Genomic DNA, 18,050 nt, shown 5'->3' on the forward strand with positions numbered 1-18,050 from the left:
CGGGCCTCTGCCGCATTGTCCGAGGTGATGATCCGGCTTGTAGTGGGTTGTGCCGCGCTTATCCACAACAGTTAGGCGAGAGCGCGGCAAATCGCCTTCTACCCCGGGTGGCGCGCGCCGCAGACAGGGTTGCCGAAAAGACTCACATTTGGGCAACAATAAGGAAAATTTATGTCTGGCTGCTTTAGCATCGCCTCATACCTACTGGAAATAAAAGTGAAACCAGCGTATGGCTGCCAGCAATAGACGCCACAATGTGCGTCGAGAATAAAAATGTCGGGCAACGTCCCGGCGTCATGAGGCGGAGTAGAAAATGGTTAAGGCGATTCAGTTCGTCGTCCGCGATTCTGCGGGCGGCACGGCGCGCGGTTCGATTGCAGGCGACGGCAGCAGCAATTTCATTCAGATGGGCATCGGCGACGAAGTGTCGCTGAACCTCTCGCGGCAGAGCATCGCGAGCTATATCCAGCAGGGCGACGATCTCGTCATTACGCTGATCGACGGGCGCCAGATCGTCCTCGACGGGTATTTCAACACCGCGGGCGAGCCGAACCAGCTTTACCTCTCGCAGAATGGCGAGGTGATCGCGGTTGAATTCTCGCCAGCGGGCGACGGCACCCTGTTCGCCAGCTATGGCGGGGCCGAGGGCTGGGACAAATATTCCTCGCTGGATGCGCTGCGGTTCGCTCAGGGCGACGACCTGGCGCTGGCGGGCGGCGCGGTGGATGAACCCGCCGGCATGGCGATGTTCGCGCCGGGTCTGGTCGGTCTGGGCGGTATTGGTACCGGTCTGGCCGGCCTGGGTGTCGCGGGCGCCATCGTCGGTGGCGGCGATGGTGACGGCGACGGCGACGGCAGCACCGGCGGCGATGGAGACGGTGACGGAGATGGCGGGACCGGCGGCGATGGCGATGGGGACGGCGATGGAGACGGTGGCGACACCGGCACCGGCGGCGACGGTGATGGTGACGGAGATGGCGGCACCGGCGGAGATGGCGACGGTGACGGGGATGGCGACGGCGATGGGGATACCGGCGGCGACCGGCGGCCTCCGGCTGTAGATCCGCAGGATCCGACCACGGTCACCACCAATTCCGATGACAAGACGCTTGATGTTTCCGGCACCGGCGAGCCCGGCGACAGCGTGACCGTCACCATCGGCGGTGAGACGCAGACCACCATCATCGGCGAGGATGGCACCTGGAAGGTCGAGTTCCCCGAGAGTGATCTGCCCGCCGACGGCAATTATGTCGCCGAAGTGGTGTTCGACCATGGCGACGGCACCACGACCACTCTGCCAGGCCCGGATTTCATCCTGGACCTGACGCCCCCGGATGTGCACATCACCGAGGGTTCGCAATCGGTCGGCCATATCGAGAATGCCGCCGATTACACCGATGGCGTGCGCATCGCCGGCAGCGGCGAGGTGGGCGCGACGGTGACGGTCGAGATCAACGGCCACAGCCACACCACGGTGATCGGCGGCGGGGGCACCTGGTCGGTCGTGTTCCCCACCAGCGAGATCGGCACCGGGGAATATACCACCGGCATCACGGTGACGGCGCGTGACCCGCTGGGCAATACCACGGTGATCACCGACACGCTGGTGGTCGATACCGTGCCGCATCCGATCGCGTTCAGTCAGGTGACGGCGGACAATACCGTCAGCGGCGGCGAGAACACCAACGGCTTCGCGGTGAACGGCACTTCGACCGCCGGCGCGGTTCTGACCGTGACGGTCGAGGCCCAGGGCGCGACATATACCCAGACGGTGACGGTGCGCGCCGACGGCAGCTGGACGCTGAACATTCCCTCGGGCACCCTGCCCGGTGGCGAATACAATGCGACGGTGACGGCCAGCACGGTGGATGGCGCCGGAAATGCCAGCACAGAGACGCATAGCTTCCGGGTGGATACTCTCGCGTCGGTGGGCTTCACCGGCACCGTGGCGGGCGACAATATCGTCAACCGGGCGGAATCGACCAATGTGGTGCTGACCGGCACCGCCGAGCCGGGCTCGGTGGTTTCGGTCTCCTGGCAGGGCTCTACCCTGCCGGCGACGGTGGCGTCGAACGGCAGCTGGTCGGTGACCTTCCCGGCGATTTCGGGCAGCTCGATCATGACCGCGACCACCGCGACGGTGACCGCGACCGACGCTTACGGCAATACCGCCACGGCGAGCCGGGTGATCCAGGTCGATCTCGGCACTTCGGTCGCCTTCGATGCGGTTCAGGCGGGCGACAACGTGGTCTCGGGCACCGAGCGCAACGGCGGCGTGACCCTGACCGGCACCGGCGAACCCGGTGCCACCGTCACGGTCGAGTTCGGCTCGGGCACGCGGGTCCTGACCGTGGGCTCCGGCGGCACCTGGAGCGCGCATTTCGTCCAGGCCGAGATCCCGACCGGCAACGGCGGCATCGAGACTGCCCGCGTGACCCTGACCGACCAGGCCGGTAACACCGCCAGCGCCAGCCATGCGGTGGTGATCGACACGCTGGTCGCGCCTCTGGCGATCACCAGCACCTCGACCGGCGCCGACAACGTGCTGAACAACGCCGAGGCCGCGGGCGGGCTTGCCGTTACCGGCAGCGTCGAGGCCGGATCGCAGGTCATGGTCGGCTTCGGGAGCTATGGCACCTTCCCCGCCACCGTCTCCGGCGGCACCTGGTCGGTGATCATCCCGGCGGGCGTGATCCCGCAGGGCGAAACCACGGTGAACATGACCGTCACCGCCACCGACCGCTACGGCAACAGCCTGACCCTGCCAAACCATACCGTGGTGATCGACCGCATCGTCCGCAACTTCACCGCCGATACGGTGCTCAGTGACGACGGCTACGTCAACGCGCATGAGCGGCTGGCCGGAGTGCCCTTCGGCGGCACCGCCGAGCCGGGTGCACGGGTCGAGGTGATGCTGTCGAACGGTCACAGCCTGACCACCTGGTCCAACAGCAGCGGCGGCTGGTCGGTGACCATTCCGGCGGATTACCTGCCGGAAGGCAACGGCGTAACCCTGACCGCGACGGTCCGCGCGACCGATATCGCGGGCAATACCGCCGACCTGCCGGCCCGCTCGGTCACGGTGGATACGGTCGCGCCCGATCCGGTCGATCCGCTCAAGATCGTGCGCGACGGCACGATGGTCAGCGGGCTCTACACCGATACCGATGGCGAGAATGTGGCGATCTATCGCATCGATACCCGCGGCGGCGCGGTCGAGGTCGAGTTCGACGCAAACGAGAACGTGACCACCACCGTGGGCACTTCGCGCGTGCTGACCGATCACTACGACTTCCACACCGGCGTGCCGGACGGCAGCTATCTGGTGATCCAGAACACCGATGTGGCGGGCAACGAAAGTTCGACCCTGTTCATCGTGGACAACACCGGGCGGGTTGATGTCTCGCTGAACCGCGAGGGGCTTTCGGACTTCGACTTCGGTCAGATCGACCTGACGCTGGCGCCCGAGGCGCGGCTGACGCTGACCAACGCCGATCTGCTGGCGCTGACCGGCGGCGACAACGAACTGATCATCCGGGCAGACCGGCATGACTCGGTGCGCCTGGAAGATGCCGATGCGGCGGGAACCAGGGTCGTCGATGGCCACACCTACGCGGTCTATACGATGGAGAGCGGCACCGTCCTCATCTCCGAGGAAACCCCGACCTCGATCTTCTGAGCAACCTAACCAGAGGTCCGGTCATGGATGTCCAGATCCGGCAGGCAGGCCAGGCGAGGCGGATGATCCGCCCCGTCGCTGCCCCCCTCATGGCAGGGGTGATCCTTCTTGCGCTCTCGGGTTGTCTCGGCGGCCCGCAAGTCTCCAGGTCGGCGGATTCTCCTGCCGATCCGGTGACGGGAGAGGGCGGTCCGGGCCATATGAACGCCAGGGGCGAGGTCGTCTCGCCCCTGATCGACCAGCTTCGCCTGCGCCAGTCGGTGCTGCCGAAGGGCGGCTCCTTCGCCACGGTGGGCGATGCGGTGCTCAGCCAGGGCCGCGCTTCGGCCGAGGCGGAACTGCGGGTAAAGCGGCTGGCGGCGCGGGCCAGATCGAAGAACTGGCTGCCGAAACTGGGGCCGGACGTCAATCTGACCTCGCTGAGTTCCATCGCGGCGAGCCTTGTGATGGATCAGGCGATTTTCGACCGCGGACGCCGCGCGGCAGAACGTGATTTCGCCGCCGCCGATGTCGAAGTGGCGGCGGTTTCCCTGGTCGCCGACCTGAATAAAAGGGTCTATGACGGCCTGAAACTCTATATCGAGGCGCAGCGCGCGGCAGAACTGGCCGGCATCACCGAAGCCGCCCTGACGCAGATGGCGGAATTCGAGCGCATCACCCGGATCCGGGTCGAGGGCGGGTTGTCGGACGGGTCGGAATACCGCATCGTCTCGCAGCGCCGGGCCGAGATCGAGTCCACGCTGTCCTCTTACCGCGAAGGCGGGATCAGCGCGCGGACCGAGCTGGCGGCGCTGGCCGGCAGCTCCTTCGACGGGCTGGAGGGGATTTCCGTCCTGCCGCCCGACAGTGGTGCGCCCGAGCCGCTTTCCGTGCTGATCACCAAAGGCGAGGCCGCCCGCACCATGGCCGAGGTCGCCGTGGCGCGCTCCGGCCTGTTGCCCGGTATCGGCGCCGGGGCTTCGGTCGCGAAGGACGGCGATCTGAGCGGGGGCCTGTCGCTCGACGGGGATATCCTCGGCTTCGGGCGCGCGGATTCGCTGAAGGCGCTGGAGGAAAGCGAGGAGGTCGCCCGCCGCAAGGTGGACGAGGCCCGCCGCGACTCGGATCGCCGTATCGTCGCGCTTGGCCGCGAGATCGCCTCGCTTGCCGCGCGCGAGCAAACCGACGGTGCGGTCATCGCGCAGATGGAGGCCAATATCAGTCTCTATACCGACCAATACAAGGCCGGGCGGCGCAGCCTGATCGAACTGACAGGCCAGTTCGAGACGCTGACTTCGATGAAACGCGACCATGCGTCGCTGAAATACCAGATCGCGGTGGCGCGGCTGGAAATCGCGCTGATGCGCGGGGTTCTGGTGGACGGAGGCTCGATGTGACCGCGAACCGGGTGATTGCTTTCGAGATGAACGCGGCTCAGGTCGGAGCGGTTCGCCCGCCCGCCCCCGCTTCCGGTCCGGTCAGCCAGCGTTTCTCGAACCGGGCGAAGAACCGCGCCTCGCTGGCCGCGGTCTATGCCGGGCTCCTGGGATCGGATCTGTCGGTCAGCGATCTGCTGGAGCGGATCCAGCACGCGGCGGATGTTTCCGGCAACGCCCCGGGCCTTGACGAGATGGCGGTGGCGCTTGGCGCCGGAGGGCTTTCGACCCGTATCCTGCGAGAAGTCGGACTACCCCGCGAGGGCTGGCCCGCCGTCGCCGAGATGACCAACGGCCAGGCGGTGCTGGTTCTGGGTGTCTCGGACGGCGCCGTGCAGATCTACGACAAGGCTGCGCCCGATCAGCGGGCCGAACTGGCGCTGGAGGATCTGAACAGTCTCTATGCAGGCCGAATCCTGCAAGCGCGCGCCGCCCTGTCCGAGCTGGAAAGCCGTCATATCGAGGCGAAGGCGAAGCCGCATTGGTTCTGGGGCGAGTTCCGCCATTTCCGCCGCCCCTTCGCCGAGGTCTCGGCCGCCTCGCTGGTCGCGAATATCCTTGCGGTGGCGGTCTCGCTGTTCTCGATGCAGATTTACGACCGGGTGATCCCCTATCAGTCGCAGCCCACGCTCTGGGTGCTGGGGATCGGCGTGCTGCTGGCGGTCTGTCTTGAGGCCACGCTGAAGATCGCCCGCGCGCTTTTGATGGACAACACCGGCCGCACCGTCGAGCTTGCGGTGCAAAAACGGCTGATGGCGCGGCTTCTGGGCATGAAGATGGGGCCCGGAGAGCGCAAACCCTCGGAGATCTTCGCCTCGATGCGCGAATTCGGCTCGGTGCGCGAGTTCTTCACCGCCTCGACCGTTGGCACTCTGGCCGACCTGCCGTTCCTTTTGCTGTTCCTGGTGCTGGTGGCCACAATCGCCGGAAACGTGGTCTGGATCCTGGTGATCGGCGGCGTGCTGATGGTGCTGCCGGGCTTTTTGTTCCAGAAAAAGATGGTGCGGCTGGCGAATGAGACGCAAGGCGCCTCGATCCGCCAGGCGCGGCTGCTCTACGAGACCGTTTTCGAGCACGAGACCCTGACCACGCAGCGCGGCGAGGATCGGGCGAACCGCCTTTGGGCCGAGTTGGTGACGATAAATGCCGTCAAGGGCGGCGATCAGCGGCGGCTGACCACCTTCCTGACCACCTGGTCGCAGGCGGTGCAGCAGGCGACCTATATCGCCACGGTGATCGCCGGAACCTATCTGGTCTTCGCCGGGCAGTTCACGGTGGGCACGATCATCGCGGTCGGCATCCTGACCGGGCGGACGCTGGGGCCACTGGCGCAGATTTCGCCGATGATGGCGCGCTGGAGCCAGGTAAAGACCGCGCTGACCGCGCTGGAAAAGGTGGCGCAGTCGCGCCAGGCCGAGGAAGACGGCCGCCGCTATCTGCGCCGCGACCGGCTGACAGGGCATTACGAATTGCGCAACCTGGAATTCCGCTACGATCCGCAATCCTCGCCCTCGGTCGAGATTGCCGCGGCCTCGATCCCGCCGGGGCAGCATGTGGCGGTGCTGGGCTCGAACGGGTCCGGGAAATCGACGCTTCTGCGGATGCTGGCCGGGCTTTACGAGCCGAGCCAGGGCCGGGTGCTGATCGACGGGGTGGATCTGGGTCAGGTCCATCCGCGCGACATCCGCCGCGGCATCGGCTATCTCGGTCAGGAGGTGCGGCTGATCGCGGGCACCATTCGCGAAAACCTGAACATGAACCAGCTGGAGCGCGACGACGACCGGCTGCTCCAGGCGCTGGATTTCGCGGGCCTGGGGCCTTTCGTGCGCAACCATCCGCGCGGGCTGGATCTGGAAGTGCGCGAACTGGGCGAGGGGTTGTCGGTCGGGCAGCGCCAGTCGATCGGCTGGGCGCGGCTCTGGCTTCAGGATCCGCAGGTGGTGCTTCTGGATGAGCCCACGGCGGCGCTGGACCAGACGCTGGAGGCGACCCTCGTCAGCCGGCTGCAAAGCTGGCTGAAGGGCCGCACCGCGGTGATCGCCACCCATCGGGTGCCGATCCTGCAACTGACCACGCGCACGCTTATTCTGCAAAACGGCAAGCTGGCGGTGGACGGGCCGAAAGAGGCGGTGCTGGCGCATCTCGCCAGGGCACAAACGGCAGGAGCGGGGGCATGACGGCAGTCTGGTCGGACGAATTCGGGTTCCGCTCGCGCCGCCCCTCGGCGGTGATCTGGGCGGTGGGCGCGGCGGTGGCGGTGTTCCTGATCTGGGCGAGCTTCGCCTGGCTGGACGAGATCGTCAGCGGCCAGGGCACGGTGGTGTCGTCCTCGCGGCCGCAGATCATCCAGAATCTGGAGGGCGGGATCCTCGCCGAGCTGAACGTGGCCGAGGGCAATGTGGTCGAGCCGGGCCAGGTGCTGGGCCGGCTGCAATCGACGCAATATCACGCCGCGGTGGACGATTATTCCGACCAGCTTGCCGGGCTGGAGATCCGCCGGCTGCGGATAGAGGCCGAAATGCGGGGCGAGAGCCGTTTTCTGGTGCCCGAGAACCTGGCGGAGCGGGTGCCCGACATCGTGGCCTCGGAAGCGTCGCTGCTGAAAGCGCGCGCGGCGGATTTCACCGCCCGCAAAGAGGGGGCCCAGGCCGTGCTGGACCAGGCGGCACGCGAGCTCGATATCATGGAGCGGATGTTCAAACAGGAGGTCGCCCCGGCCATCGAAGTGACCCGCGCCCGCAAGGCGCATCGCGACGCCGAGAACAAGCTTTCCGACACGATCACCCAGACCGAGCTGGAACGCGCACGGGAATATTCCGACACTCTGGCCGAAATCTCGTCGCTGGAGCAGAAGCTGAAGATCGCCCAGGATCAGCTGGCGCGCACCATGCTGGTCGCGCCGATGAAGGGCGTGGTGAACAAGATCGGCATCACCACCATCGGGGGGGTGGTGCGGCCGGGTGAGGAGATCCTGCAAATCATCCCGCTGGATGAGGAGCTGTATATCGACGCGAAGGTGAAGCCGCGCGACATCGCCTCGGTGCGTGAGGGGCAGACGGCGGTGATCAAGCTGTCGGCTTACGACTATACGATCTATGGCTCGCTGAAGGGCGAGGTTACTTTCGTTTCGGCGGATACTTTCATCGACGAACGCTCGCGGGCGGCAGACGGCGATCCGCATTACATCGTGACGCTGAAGGTGGATCTGTCGGAGCTGAGCGAACGGCAGAAGAACCTGGAGATCCGGCCCGGGATGCAGGCCAGCGTCGAGCTGGAGACCGGAGCCAAGACCGTGCTGACCTATCTGCTGAAACCGCTTTACAAATCGAACGAGGCTTTGCGCGAGCGCTGAGATCCGCTCTTCCCTCCCTTGCGGGCGGTCATCGCTGAGCGATGAGGCCCGTGAGGGCCGAAAAGCGGCAGGTCAGCGCTGCGGCACACCGGGCAGCACGCAGAGCATTTCATAGAGCAGGTTGGCCCCGATCAGCGCGGTGTTGCCAGAAGGATCGTAGGGCGGCGAAACCTCGACCAGATCGCCGCCAACGAGGTTCAGCCCCGCGCAGCCGCGCACGATCTCCAGCCCCTGCCAGATGGTCAGCCCGCCGGGCTCCACCGTGCCGGTGCCCGGCGCGAAAGCCGGGTCGAGGCTGTCGATGTCGTAGCTCAGATAGACCGGGGCATCGCCGATCCTGGCGCGGATCTCTGCCATCAGCGGTTTCAGCGATTTGTGCCAGCAGTCTTCGGCCTGGATCACCGTCCAGCCGTTCGCGCGGCCCCAGTCGAAATCTTCGGGCGCATAGCCGGTGCCGCGCAGCCCGATCTGGAATACCTTGTCATTGATCAGGCAGCCGTCCTCGAAGGCGCGGCGGAACGGGCAGCCATGCGCGACCTTTTCGCCGAACATCGTGTCGTTGATGTCGGCATGGGCATCGACATGGATCAGCGCCACCGGCCCGTGTTTCTTTCTGATCGCGCGCAGGATCGGCCAGGTCAGGGTATGGTCGCCGCCCATGGTCAGCGGCAGCGCGCCATGAGCCAGGATGCGGTCGTAATGGTCTTCGATGATGGCGACCGATTTCTTCAGATCGAATGTGTTGATCGGCACGTCGCCGATATCGGCGCATTGCAGGTGATCGAAGGGCGCGGCGCCGGTGGCCATGTTGAAGGGGCGCAGCATCCGGCTCTCATCCCGGATCTGGCGGGGCCCGAGCCGCGTGCCCGGCCGGTTCGAGGTGCCGATGTCCATCGGGATGCCGCAGAAGGCGACATCCAGCCCCTCGGCCGAGGCGGCCGTGGGCAGGCGCATGAAGGTGACTGGCCCGCCGAAACGCGGCATCTCATTGCCGCCGAGCGGTTGATTGAACGCCATTCTTGCCTCCGTCTTTCGGCAGAGCAGGCCACAGGCGGGGGCGATGCGCAAGCCTCAGGTATAGCTGCGCACCAGCGCTGCGGCGAGCAGGCTCCAGCCATCGGCGACCACGAAGAACGCCAGTTTGAACGGCAGCGAGACCACGGCGGGCGGCACCATCATCATCCCCATCGACATCAGGATCGCCGAGACCACCAGGTCGATGATCAGGAAGGGCAGATAGACCAGAAAGCCGATCTCGAAGGCGCGCTGGATTTCCGACAGGAGGAACGAGGGCACCAGAACCGACAGCGGCGCCTCGGGGATCGGTGTAGGTTCGCGCGGACGCAAAGCGTCGAGCCGGGCGAAAGTGTCGGGGTCCATCCGGGCCGACATGAACCGGCGGAATGGCTCGGCCGCCTCGTGAAAGGCGGTGGGGATGTCGAGCGCGCCCTCGGTGAAGGGGCCGATGCCGCGCGTCCAGGCTTCGGTGAACACCGGATCCATCACGAACCAGGTCAGAAACATCGCCAGCGTGATGATCAGCATGTTCGGCGGTGCCTGCTGCAACCCGATGCCCTGGCGCAGGATCGACAGCACGGTGACGATGAAGGGGAAACAGGTCACCATGATCGCAAGGCCCGGCACCACCGACAACACGGTGATCAGCAGCAGAAGCTGCACCGACCGCGCCGCGAGGCTGCCGCCTTCGCCGAGGTCCAGCGTCAGTTCCTGCGCCGCGGCGGGCATGAGGCCGGCCAGCAGAAGCAGCGCCGCAAGCGGGAGGATGCGCTTCACAATCCACCCTTCAGGCTGGCGACCTCGGTCAGACGCACCGCGAGCTGGCCGGCCATCTCGCCCTCCAGCTCGGTCAGCTCGCCGCGCGCGATCAGCCGGTCGCCGACGTAAAGCTCGACCGGATCGTCGACCCGGCGGTCGAGTTGCAGCACCGCGTCGCGCCCCATGCGCAGCAGATCCTGCACCTTTGGCCGTGCGCGGCCGACCGAGACGGTGATCTCGATCGGCACCTGGGCGAAGGGGCTGCTGGAGGACAGGTCATCCATCGGGGTTCTCCTGCGACAGGGTAAAGAAATTGCGGACAGCGGCGGTGATCTCGGCGGTGGCGCGGCTCAGATCGACCTTCACCTCGCGCAGGCCGAGCCGGATGTAGACCTGCCCCTCGCCGAGGCTCGGTTCCTCTTCGATGACCAGCGGCAGGCCGGTGGCGGCGGTCAGCATGGTTTCCACCCGGGTGCGCACCGCGGGGTTCAGCACCAGGGTGGCGGGCTGGTCGGCGGCCTCGGCCGCCAGCGGCATCAGCTGTTCCAGCACCATTGGCGCGAGGCTCTCGCGCGCCAGTTCCGGCAGGATCCGCTCGACCATGCCGGTCAGCAGCGGCTCCACCGCCGAGAGGATATGCGCGCGGGCCTCCTGCCAGGTGAAGGCCAGGGCCTGAAGGTTGCGCGCGAGGTCGGCGGCGATCTTCTCCTTCTCACCGGCCTCGGCCGAGACGGCATCGTCCCAGCCGGCGCGGTAGCCCTGTTCCCAGGCGGCCAGCCGGGCCTCTTCGACCGAGGCGCGGTCGGTCACCACCACTTCGGGGGCGGTATCGGGCGTCGCGGTCTCAAACACTTCAAGTTGCGGCAAGGGCATCAGGCCTGGCCCTCCTCGGGTTCGAGCCAGCCGCGCAGGATCTCGATCGATTCGGCCTGACGCTCCTCGATCAGACGGCGCAGGCGGGTTGCGGGATCCTCGGCCGGCCCGGATTCGGCGGCGAAATCGACCATCGGCAGTTCGGGCAGGCGGAAGTCGCCGTCGATCTCGCCGGTCAGCGCTTCGGGCACGTCGCTTGCTGCCATGGGAAGCGCCAGTTGCGCGGAGGGCGGCGGCAGCCGCGCGGCCCTGCCCGAGGCGAGGATCGGGCGCAGCACGAAGAGCCCGAGGATCAGCGCAACCAGGCTGAGGGCGGCGATGCGGATCGCTGACATCGTATCGACCGGGCCGAAGGCGGGCAGCAACCCGCCGCTGGCCTCGCTGCCCTGGAGCGGAACCGGCTGGAATTCCAGCGACTTCAGGGTGAGCGTATCGCCGCGCGCCTCGTCGATCCCGGCGGCGGCCGCCACCAGGTCGCGCAGGGCGGAAAGCTCTTCCTCGCTGCGTGGCTGCCAGGTCTGGCTGCCGTCGGTGCCGGTGACCATCTGGCCGTCGATCAGCACCGCCACCGTCATGCGGCGGATGCCGCCGGGGCCGCGCAGAAGCTCGCGCTGCGTCTCGGAGACCTCGTAATTCACCCGCTCGCGCGTCTCGCTTGAGCTCGACTTGCCGCCGTTCTGGCCGCTGGCATCGCCCTCGGGCAGATTCGAGGCGACGGTCACGTCGCCGCCGGGCTGTGCATCCTGCTTGCTGCGCTCCTCGGTGTCTGAAGAGATCGCCACCCGGCCCTCGGGGTCGAAGCGACGCTCGGTGATCTGTTCGCTCTCGGTGATCAGTTCCAGCGCGACTTCGACCACCGCCTTGCCCGCTCCGACGCGGGCGGCGAGCAACCGCTCGACGCTGCGGCGGATCTCATCCGCGCGGCTGCGCGGGCCGACGGTGCCTTCGTCTTCCGAAGACACCAGTCCGCCCGCGGTGTCGATGATCTGCACATCCGCGGGCCGCATCCCCGCCACCGCCGAGGCGACCAGATGTTTCAGCGCCTTTGCCAGTTCCGGCGGAACCTGGCCCGAGGCGGTGGTGACCGCCACGCTGGCCGTGGGCGCGCTGTCGCGGCGGAACGGATCCGAGGGCCCCTGCGCGATATGAACCCTGGCGGCGCGTACCTCGGGCACCGCAAGGATTGTGCGCGCGAGTTCCCCCTCTTTCGCGCGCCAGTAGGCCGCGTCGAACATCTGCGCCGTGGTGCCGAAGCCCGAGAGCGAATCGAGCAGTTCATAGCCCGTGCCCCCGGCCGCGGGCAGCCCCTCGCCCGCAAGCGACATGCGCAGCGAATCCCGGCTGGACGCATCGACCCAAATCGAATCGCCGCGCACCTCATAGGTCACGGCGCGCTGGTCGAGCGCGGTGATCACCTCGCCCGCCGCCCGCCCGTCCAGCCCGGCGTAAAGCAGCACCATCTGCCCGCCGCCGGACATGCGCGCCAGCAGCAAAACCGCCAGAAAAACGGCGATCGTCGCGCCGACGACCACGGCCTTGCGCCGCAGTTCAAGCCCGTTCCAGATCGAGATCACATTCTGCACTTCTTGCTCCGGCGGAATTTCTTTCCTGACCGGGCCAGATTTGAAGGGTCTGTATTAACAATCGGTTAGTGACATTCGATCTATTTTCGTTCCCATCCCGGAACGGAGGTCACCTTGTCCGACACCGCGCTTGCAGCAGATCCGCCCGACGCCACCGATGCGGGCGGGCGAAAAAAGTCGAAACTGCCGCTGATCATCGGCCTTTTTCTGGCGCTCCTGTTGGGCGGGGGCGGGTTCTATGCCACCTGGTCGGGGCTGGTCCTCGCGCCGGGGGGGCATGACAGCGCCCATCCGGCGCCGGGCGCGCTGCCCGACATCGCTTTCGTGCCGATTGATCCGATCATCATCTCGCTGGGGCCGGGGGCGGCCAGCCGGCATCTGAAATTCGTCGCCCAGATCGAGGTGGCGAAGCCCCATGCCGCCGAGGTGACATTGCTGATGCCGCGCATCCTCGACGTGCTGAACAGCTATCTGCGCGCGGTAGATCCGGCGCAGCTTGAGGATCCCGGCGCCATCACCCGGCTGCGCGCGCAGATGCTGCGCCGCATCCAGATCGTCACCGGCGAGGGGCGCGCGCGCGACCTTCTCATCACCGAATTCGTCCTGAACTGAGGGAGGCACAGATGGATCTGATCGCCGATTCGCTCCTGCTGGCCGCGACTCTGGGGGCGGCGCTCTATTGTTACGTGCTCGCGGCGCGGCTGCGGCGCTTTACCACGCTGGAAACCGGGATGGGCGGCGCGATCGCGGTGCTCTCGGCCCAGGTCGACGAGATGACCCGCGCGTTGGAAAAGGCGCAGGGAATCGCCGGCCATTCCGAGCGCCGGCTGGCCGAACTGACCGAACGCGCCGAGGCCCTGTCCTCGCGGCTGGAGCTGATGGTGGCCTCGCTGCATGATCTGCCGGACGAGGCGCCGCCGCCCGCCGCCGCGGATGAGGCGCGCCGGTTGCGGTTCATCCGCCGCCGTTCGCCGCGCGAGCCGCTTGAGGCCGCGGAATGAAGCGGCGGGCCGGGCGCGGGACGCTGATCCTGATCGCGCTGCTCTTCGCCTCGTCTGGGGCGATCAGGCTGGGCGACGGGTTCGGGCTGTCGCTGGCGCGGGCGGCGGACAATGCGCTGGCGCCGAAAGCCGAAGAGGGGGGCTGCGCGCCGACCCCGGCCGCGCTGGCGGCGGCGCTTTCCGCGCGCGAGGCGCGGGTGCTGGCGCAGGAGACGGCGCTGGCCGACCGTTCCGCGGCGCTGGATCTGGCAAATGCCGCGCTCGACGGGCGGCTTGAGGCGCTGGAACAGGCCGAGGCCAGGCTGCGCCAGACGCTTGCCATCGCCGATGGCGCGGCCGAGGCGGATCTGGCGCGGCTGACCGCGGTCTACGAGACGATGAAGCCACGCGACGCCGCCACGTTGTTCGATGCGATGGATGCGCGGTTCGCGGCCGGGTTCCTCGGCCGGATGCGGCCCGATGCGGCGGCGGCGGTGCTGTCAGGCATGAGCCCCGACAAGGCCTATGAGATCAGCGCGATCCTTGCCGGGCGCAATGCACTCGCCCCGCAGGAATAGATTTCAGCACCCGCCGGGACGGATCCCGCCGGGCCAGGAGATGTGATTTATGTTCGGATTCATCGGGATCGGCATCATCTTCGTCATGGTGTTCGGCGGTTATGTGGCTGCCGGCGGCAAACTGGGGATCATCCTCAAGTCGCTGCCGTTCGAACTGGCCATGATCGGCGGCGCGGCGGTCGGCGCCTTCCTGATCTCGAACGGTCTGGCCGAGGTCAAACAGGCGCTCCGCGACATCGGCAAGGTGTTCAAAGGCCCGCGCTGGAAGCCCGGGGATTACCGCGATCTGCTGTGTCTGTTGTTCGAGCTGGTCCGGCTGGCGCGCTCCAACCCGGTCGCGCTGGAGGAACATGTCGAAAACCCCTCCGGCTCGGCCATTTTCGGAAAATATCCCCGGATCCAGGCCGATCATGATGCGGTGGAACTGATCTGCGACACGCTTCGCGCGGCCTCGATGAATTACGACGATCCGCATCAGGTGGAAGAGGTGCTCGACAAACGGATGGAGGTGCAGATGACCCACGCGCTGCACTCCAGCCATGCGCTTCAGAACGTGGCCGACGGCCTGCCCGCGCTGGGGATCGTCGCGGCGGTGCTGGGGGTGATCAAGACCATGTCCTCGATCGATCAGCCGCCCGAGGTGCTGGGAAAGATGATCGGCGGTGCGCTGGTCGGCACCTTTCTCGGCGTGTTCCTCGCCTATGGGCTGATGGGGCCGTTCGCGGCGCGGGTGAAGACCGTGGTCGAAGAGGACGGTCATTTCTACATGCTGATCCGTGAGGTGCTGGTCGCCAATCTGCACCGCCATCCGGCGAATATCTGCATCGAGGTCGGGCGGCAGAATACGCCCCATCACATGCGCCCCGATTTCGGCGATCTGGAGGAAGCGCTGCGTGCCCTCAAGCAGGAGGCGGCATGAGAGCCCTTGCGCTGATCATATGGGTCTTGCTGGCCGGGGGGGCCGCAGCTGAAACCGCCCGGGTCCGCGGCGGCGAGCATCGCGGTTTCACCCGCATCGTGATCGAGGCCGGCGCCCTGTCGGACTGGCGCTTCGGCCGCACGCCCGATGGCTATGAATTCCAGGCGGATGAAGCGGTCACCGGCTTCGATCTGAGCCAGGCATTCGACAAGATCCCCAGGAGCAGGGTCTCGGCGCTCTGGCGCGACCCGGACAGCGGCCGCCTGCGGCTGAAGATGCCCTGCACCTGCCATGCCATCGCCTTCGAGGTGCGCCCCGGCGCGGTGGCGATCGACGTGACGCCTGGCCCGGCGCCGGAAGGGTCTTCCTTTGAACTGGCGCTGGATGAGCCGCCCGCTCCGACAAAGGCGGTGACACCGCAGCCGGCATATGACTGGCTGGCGATCCGGCGGGAAAAGCCGGAGGTGCCCGCCCTTCCGGTCATCGTGGCGCCGGAGGCCACCACGGATCCGCTGCTCGATGCGCTTGTGCGTCAGATCAGCCGCGGCGTGGCCGAGGGGATTATCGGAATCGACGGGCTGCATCCGATGCCGGATCCCGCGCTTTCCTCGCTGGCCGAGAAGGGGGGGGTGCGGATCTCGAACGGCGAGATGCCGGGAATGAGCGTTGCCACTCCCGCCGTGCCCAGCCCCAATCTGACCGCCGGAGGCAAGCCCTGCCTGGCGGATCCGGCGCTGGATCTGGCGGCATGGCTGACGGATGCGCCGATCACCGGACAGATCGCCGATTCGCGCAAAGCGCTGCTGGCGGAATTCGACCGACCCGACCAGGATCAGGTGTTGAATGCGGTGCGGCTCCATCTCGCTGCGGGCCTCGGTGCCGAGGCGCGGCAACTTCTCGATCTGCTGGAGGAAGAGCAGCCCATTCTGCGCAGTCTCAGCTATCTGGCCGATCTCGATCCGCCGGCGCAAAACGCCTTTGCCGGGATGGAAAGCTGCGACACGGCGGCGGCGCTCTGGGCCGTGGTCGCGCAGGTGGCGGCGGGGCCCGCCGATCCGGCCATAGCGCATCTCTTCAACAATGCTGCGGTTTCGCGCAGTTTTTCGGCGCTGCCGTCCGGGTTGCGCCGTCATCTCGGCCCCCCGCTGGTCGGTTTCTACCTGTCCCTCGGCGACGAGACCACCGCGCGCCGTCTGCGGGACGCGATCCTGCGCGCACCGGGGGAGGCGGGACAGGAGGTCACCCTGATGGACGCCGGTCTGCAACTGGCCACCGGCGATCCGGCGCGCGCGGCCGCACTGGCGCAGGAGGTGCTTGAGGATCCGGGCGGGCGTGCGGCCGAGGCCGCGGTGCTGACCGCAGAGACCGCCTTCGCAGGCGCGCGCGTGGTGTCGCCCGCTCTTGCCGACCAGCTTGCGGCACTTGCAGGCGAATTCAGGGGAACGGGGCAGGAGGCCGCGATTCTGCGCGCCGAGATTCTCGCCGCCGCCATGAGCGGGGATTTCGCCCGTGCCTTTTCTTTGCTGAGCGCATCGCCGCAGACGGCGCCGGATCTCTGGCTGCTGGCGGCGGGGGATGCGCCTGACGATTTGTTCCTGACCGAAGCGCTGAATGCCGCAGTGGAGCTGCCGCAGGTCAGACCGGATACTGCTTTCGCCATCGCGGAAAGGCTGCATCGGGCCGGTTTTGCGGCGGAAGCCCTGGCCTGGCTTGGCCCGGTTTCTGCCGGGGATGACCCCGAACGGAGACTGCTGGCGGCAGAGGCGGCGCTCATCCTGCGCGATGCGCGCGGTGTGTTGTGGCTGCTGGCGGGGATGACCGATCCCGCGGCCAGGGATCTGATGGCGCGGGCGGCGCTGCAACTCGGCGATGCGGCGGGTGCGGCAGAGATTCTCGCAGGGGTGGGGGATGAAGCCGCAGTGCAGCGTGCCGAAATCCGGGCGGGCCGCTGGAGCGATCTGGCGGTGGCCGAAGTGCCTGCCTGGAGCGAGGCCGCCGCGCTCACCCTGCCGTCTGCTGCGTCGGCACCGGACGAGGGGCCGCTTGCCGAAGGTACCCGGCTGGTGAGCGAGGCCGGCGCGGCACGGGCGGCGATCGGATCGCTGCTGGCTGCGGTGGAATCGCCCGCACCGTAACCCTTTGGCAACCAGCGGCGGCGAAACTGGGGCGTGACCATCAGATTCGGGCGAAGCCCGGCCTCAGGCGAGACAGAATGTCAAAATCGCGCTTCCTTGTCCTTATGATATGCTGGCCTGTGCTTGCGCAGAACGTGCAGGCGGCCAGCCCGGCCGAACAGTGCCATCAGGCAATCACACTTGCGGCCGGACAGACGGAGGTGCCGCGGGAAATCCTGCTTGCGGTAGCGCTGACCGAAAGCGGCCGCGCAACGGCCCAGGGCCATCAACCATGGCCCTGGGCGCTGAACCAGGGTGGTGAGGGGTTCTGGTTCGCCAGCAAGGCCGATGCGCTCGACCATCTGAACGCGATGCTGGCCCAGGGGGTCAGCAATATCGACATCGGCTGTTTTCAGCTCAACTGGCGCTGGCATGGTGAGGCTTTCGCCTCGGTCGAGGCAATGATCGACCCGGGGCAAAACGCGGAATATGCGGCGCGCCACCTGTTGCGTCTTCGCCGACAGACCGGATCCTGGGAAAAGGCCGTCTCCGCCTATCACTCGGCCACGCCGGACCTGGCCGAGCGCTACATGGCACGGTTCATGCCGATCTATGCCGCCGTGCTGGATGGCGGTTCGGCGCCCGCAACACCTCTCGTCCCGGCCGGGCCGCGGGTGAACAGCTATCCGCTGCTTCAGGCCGGCGCCATGGCATCGGCAGGCTCGCTGGTCCCCGCCGCCGCCGGGCTGCGCCCGCTGTTCGGCGCACCATAGGACACCGG

15 protein-coding genes are annotated in these 18,050 nt (G+C 67.2%); 10 read left to right on the top strand and 5 right to left on the bottom strand.

The genetic code is table 11. The features are described from left to right. Window positions 1-313 precede the first annotated feature (313 nt). From XINFAN_RS02160 to XINFAN_RS02175, 4 genes are all read left to right on the top strand, one after another. Window positions 314-3,679 carry an Ig-like domain-containing protein gene (locus tag XINFAN_RS02160; protein ID WP_124084849.1) on the top strand — a complete coding sequence of 1,122 codons (3,366 nt, stop codon included), beginning with the start codon at window positions 314-316 and terminating at the stop codon, window positions 3,677-3,679. A 62-nt stretch (window positions 3,680-3,741) separates the two neighbouring features. Further along, complete coding sequence (locus tag XINFAN_RS02165; protein ID WP_160144517.1) at window positions 3,742-5,055, top strand: TolC family protein; 1,314 nt, start codon at window positions 3,742-3,744, stop codon at window positions 5,053-5,055. Window positions 5,056-5,081: 26 nt separating this feature from the next. After that, window positions 5,082-7,271 (top strand): ATP-binding cassette domain-containing protein, encoded by a 2,190-nt coding sequence (locus XINFAN_RS02170; protein ID WP_124084947.1) that lies wholly within the window; start codon window positions 5,082-5,084, stop codon window positions 7,269-7,271. Further along, complete coding sequence (locus tag XINFAN_RS02175) at window positions 7,268-8,446, top strand: beta-barrel domain-containing protein (RefSeq protein WP_124084851.1); 1,179 nt, start codon at window positions 7,268-7,270, stop codon at window positions 8,444-8,446. The genes XINFAN_RS02170 and XINFAN_RS02175 overlap by 4 nt, the downstream gene beginning before the upstream one ends. Window positions 8,447-8,518: 72 nt before the next feature. Here XINFAN_RS02175 and speB read toward each other — a convergent pair whose 3' ends face one another. Genes speB through fliF form a run of 5 tightly spaced genes read right to left on the bottom strand, consistent with a single transcriptional unit; the run spans window position 8,519 to window position 12,678 of the window. Then, on the bottom strand, window positions 8,519-9,463 hold the full coding sequence (gene speB / locus XINFAN_RS02180) for an agmatinase (protein ID WP_124084852.1): 945 nt from the start codon (window positions 9,461-9,463) through the stop codon (window positions 8,519-8,521). 54 nt (window positions 9,464-9,517) lie between these two features. Beyond that, entirely contained in the window at window positions 9,518-10,192 is a 675-nt protein-coding gene (gene fliP / locus XINFAN_RS02185) for a flagellar type III secretion system pore protein FliP (RefSeq protein WP_124084948.1), read from the bottom strand. Window positions 10,193-10,236: 44 nt separating this feature from the next. After that, window positions 10,237-10,506 (bottom strand): FliM/FliN family flagellar motor switch protein, encoded by a 270-nt coding sequence (locus XINFAN_RS02190; RefSeq protein WP_124084853.1) that lies wholly within the window; start codon window positions 10,504-10,506, stop codon window positions 10,237-10,239. Next, entirely contained in the window at window positions 10,499-11,095 is a 597-nt protein-coding gene (locus tag XINFAN_RS02195) for a FliH/SctL family protein (protein ID WP_124084854.1), read from the bottom strand. Before XINFAN_RS02195 ends, XINFAN_RS02190 begins: the two co-directional genes overlap by 8 nt. Next, a complete protein-coding gene (fliF, locus tag XINFAN_RS02200) occupies window positions 11,095-12,678 on the bottom strand; it encodes a flagellar basal-body MS-ring/collar protein FliF (protein ID WP_124084855.1) in 1,584 nt (527 codons plus the stop codon). The genes XINFAN_RS02195 and fliF overlap by 1 nt, the downstream gene beginning before the upstream one ends. Before the next feature lie 114 nt (window positions 12,679-12,792). Here fliF and XINFAN_RS02205 point away from each other — a divergent pair, with 114 nt between their 5' ends. The 6 genes from XINFAN_RS02205 to XINFAN_RS02230 all read left to right on the top strand — a co-directional run bounded on the left by XINFAN_RS02205 (window position 12,793) and on the right by XINFAN_RS02230 (window position 18,042). After that, window positions 12,793-13,290 (top strand): flagellar basal body-associated FliL family protein, encoded by a 498-nt coding sequence (locus XINFAN_RS02205; protein ID WP_124084856.1) that lies wholly within the window; start codon window positions 12,793-12,795, stop codon window positions 13,288-13,290. An 11-nt stretch (window positions 13,291-13,301) separates the two neighbouring features. Then, complete coding sequence (locus XINFAN_RS02210) at window positions 13,302-13,679, top strand: DUF6468 domain-containing protein (RefSeq protein ID WP_124084857.1); 378 nt, start codon at window positions 13,302-13,304, stop codon at window positions 13,677-13,679. Beyond that, window positions 13,676-14,236 carry a MotE family protein gene (locus XINFAN_RS02215; RefSeq protein WP_124084858.1) on the top strand — a complete coding sequence of 187 codons (561 nt, stop codon included), beginning with the start codon at window positions 13,676-13,678 and terminating at the stop codon, window positions 14,234-14,236. Before XINFAN_RS02210 ends, XINFAN_RS02215 begins: the two co-directional genes overlap by 4 nt. A gap of 49 nt (window positions 14,237-14,285) precedes the next feature. Further along, entirely contained in the window at window positions 14,286-15,155 is an 870-nt protein-coding gene (gene motA / locus XINFAN_RS02220; RefSeq protein ID WP_124084859.1) for a flagellar motor stator protein MotA, read from the top strand. Then, a complete protein-coding gene (locus tag XINFAN_RS02225; RefSeq protein ID WP_124084860.1) occupies window positions 15,152-17,290 on the top strand; it encodes a hypothetical protein in 2,139 nt (712 codons plus the stop codon). The genes motA and XINFAN_RS02225 overlap by 4 nt, the downstream gene beginning before the upstream one ends. A gap of 104 nt (window positions 17,291-17,394) precedes the next feature. Continuing rightward, a complete protein-coding gene (locus tag XINFAN_RS02230; protein WP_124084949.1) occupies window positions 17,395-18,042 on the top strand; it encodes a transglycosylase SLT domain-containing protein in 648 nt (215 codons plus the stop codon). The last annotated feature ends 8 nt before the right edge of the window (window positions 18,043-18,050 follow it).

The sequence above is a fragment of the Pseudogemmobacter humi genome (genome assembly GCF_900609055.1).
Classification (GTDB): domain Bacteria; phylum Pseudomonadota; class Alphaproteobacteria; order Rhodobacterales; family Rhodobacteraceae; genus Pseudogemmobacter; species Pseudogemmobacter humi.

Coding starts and splice junctions, on each gene's coding strand:
- XINFAN_RS02160 (WP_124084849.1), top strand. CDS start 314: ATGGTTAAGGCGATTCAGTTCGTCGTCCGCGATTCTGCGGGCGGCACG.
- XINFAN_RS02165 (WP_160144517.1), top strand. CDS start 3,742: ATGATCCGCCCCGTCGCTGCCCCCCTCATGGCAGGGGTGATCCTTCTT.
- XINFAN_RS02170 (WP_124084947.1), top strand. CDS start 5,082: ATGAACGCGGCTCAGGTCGGAGCGGTTCGCCCGCCCGCCCCCGCTTCC.
- XINFAN_RS02175 (WP_124084851.1), top strand. CDS start 7,268: ATGACGGCAGTCTGGTCGGACGAATTCGGGTTCCGCTCGCGCCGCCCC.
- speB (WP_124084852.1), bottom strand. CDS start 9,463: ATGGCGTTCAATCAACCGCTCGGCGGCAATGAGATGCCGCGTTTCGGC.
- fliP (WP_124084948.1), bottom strand. CDS start 10,192: ATGCCCGCCGCGGCGCAGGAACTGACGCTGGACCTCGGCGAAGGCGGC.
- XINFAN_RS02190 (WP_124084853.1), bottom strand. CDS start 10,506: ATGGATGACCTGTCCTCCAGCAGCCCCTTCGCCCAGGTGCCGATCGAG.
- XINFAN_RS02195 (WP_124084854.1), bottom strand. CDS start 11,095: ATGCCCTTGCCGCAACTTGAAGTGTTTGAGACCGCGACGCCCGATACC.
- XINFAN_RS02210 (WP_124084857.1), top strand. CDS start 13,302: ATGGATCTGATCGCCGATTCGCTCCTGCTGGCCGCGACTCTGGGGGCG.
- XINFAN_RS02215 (WP_124084858.1), top strand. CDS start 13,676: ATGAAGCGGCGGGCCGGGCGCGGGACGCTGATCCTGATCGCGCTGCTC.
- motA (WP_124084859.1), top strand. CDS start 14,286: ATGTTCGGATTCATCGGGATCGGCATCATCTTCGTCATGGTGTTCGGC.
- XINFAN_RS02225 (WP_124084860.1), top strand. CDS start 15,152: ATGAGAGCCCTTGCGCTGATCATATGGGTCTTGCTGGCCGGGGGGGCC.
- XINFAN_RS02230 (WP_124084949.1), top strand. CDS start 17,395: ATGATATGCTGGCCTGTGCTTGCGCAGAACGTGCAGGCGGCCAGCCCG.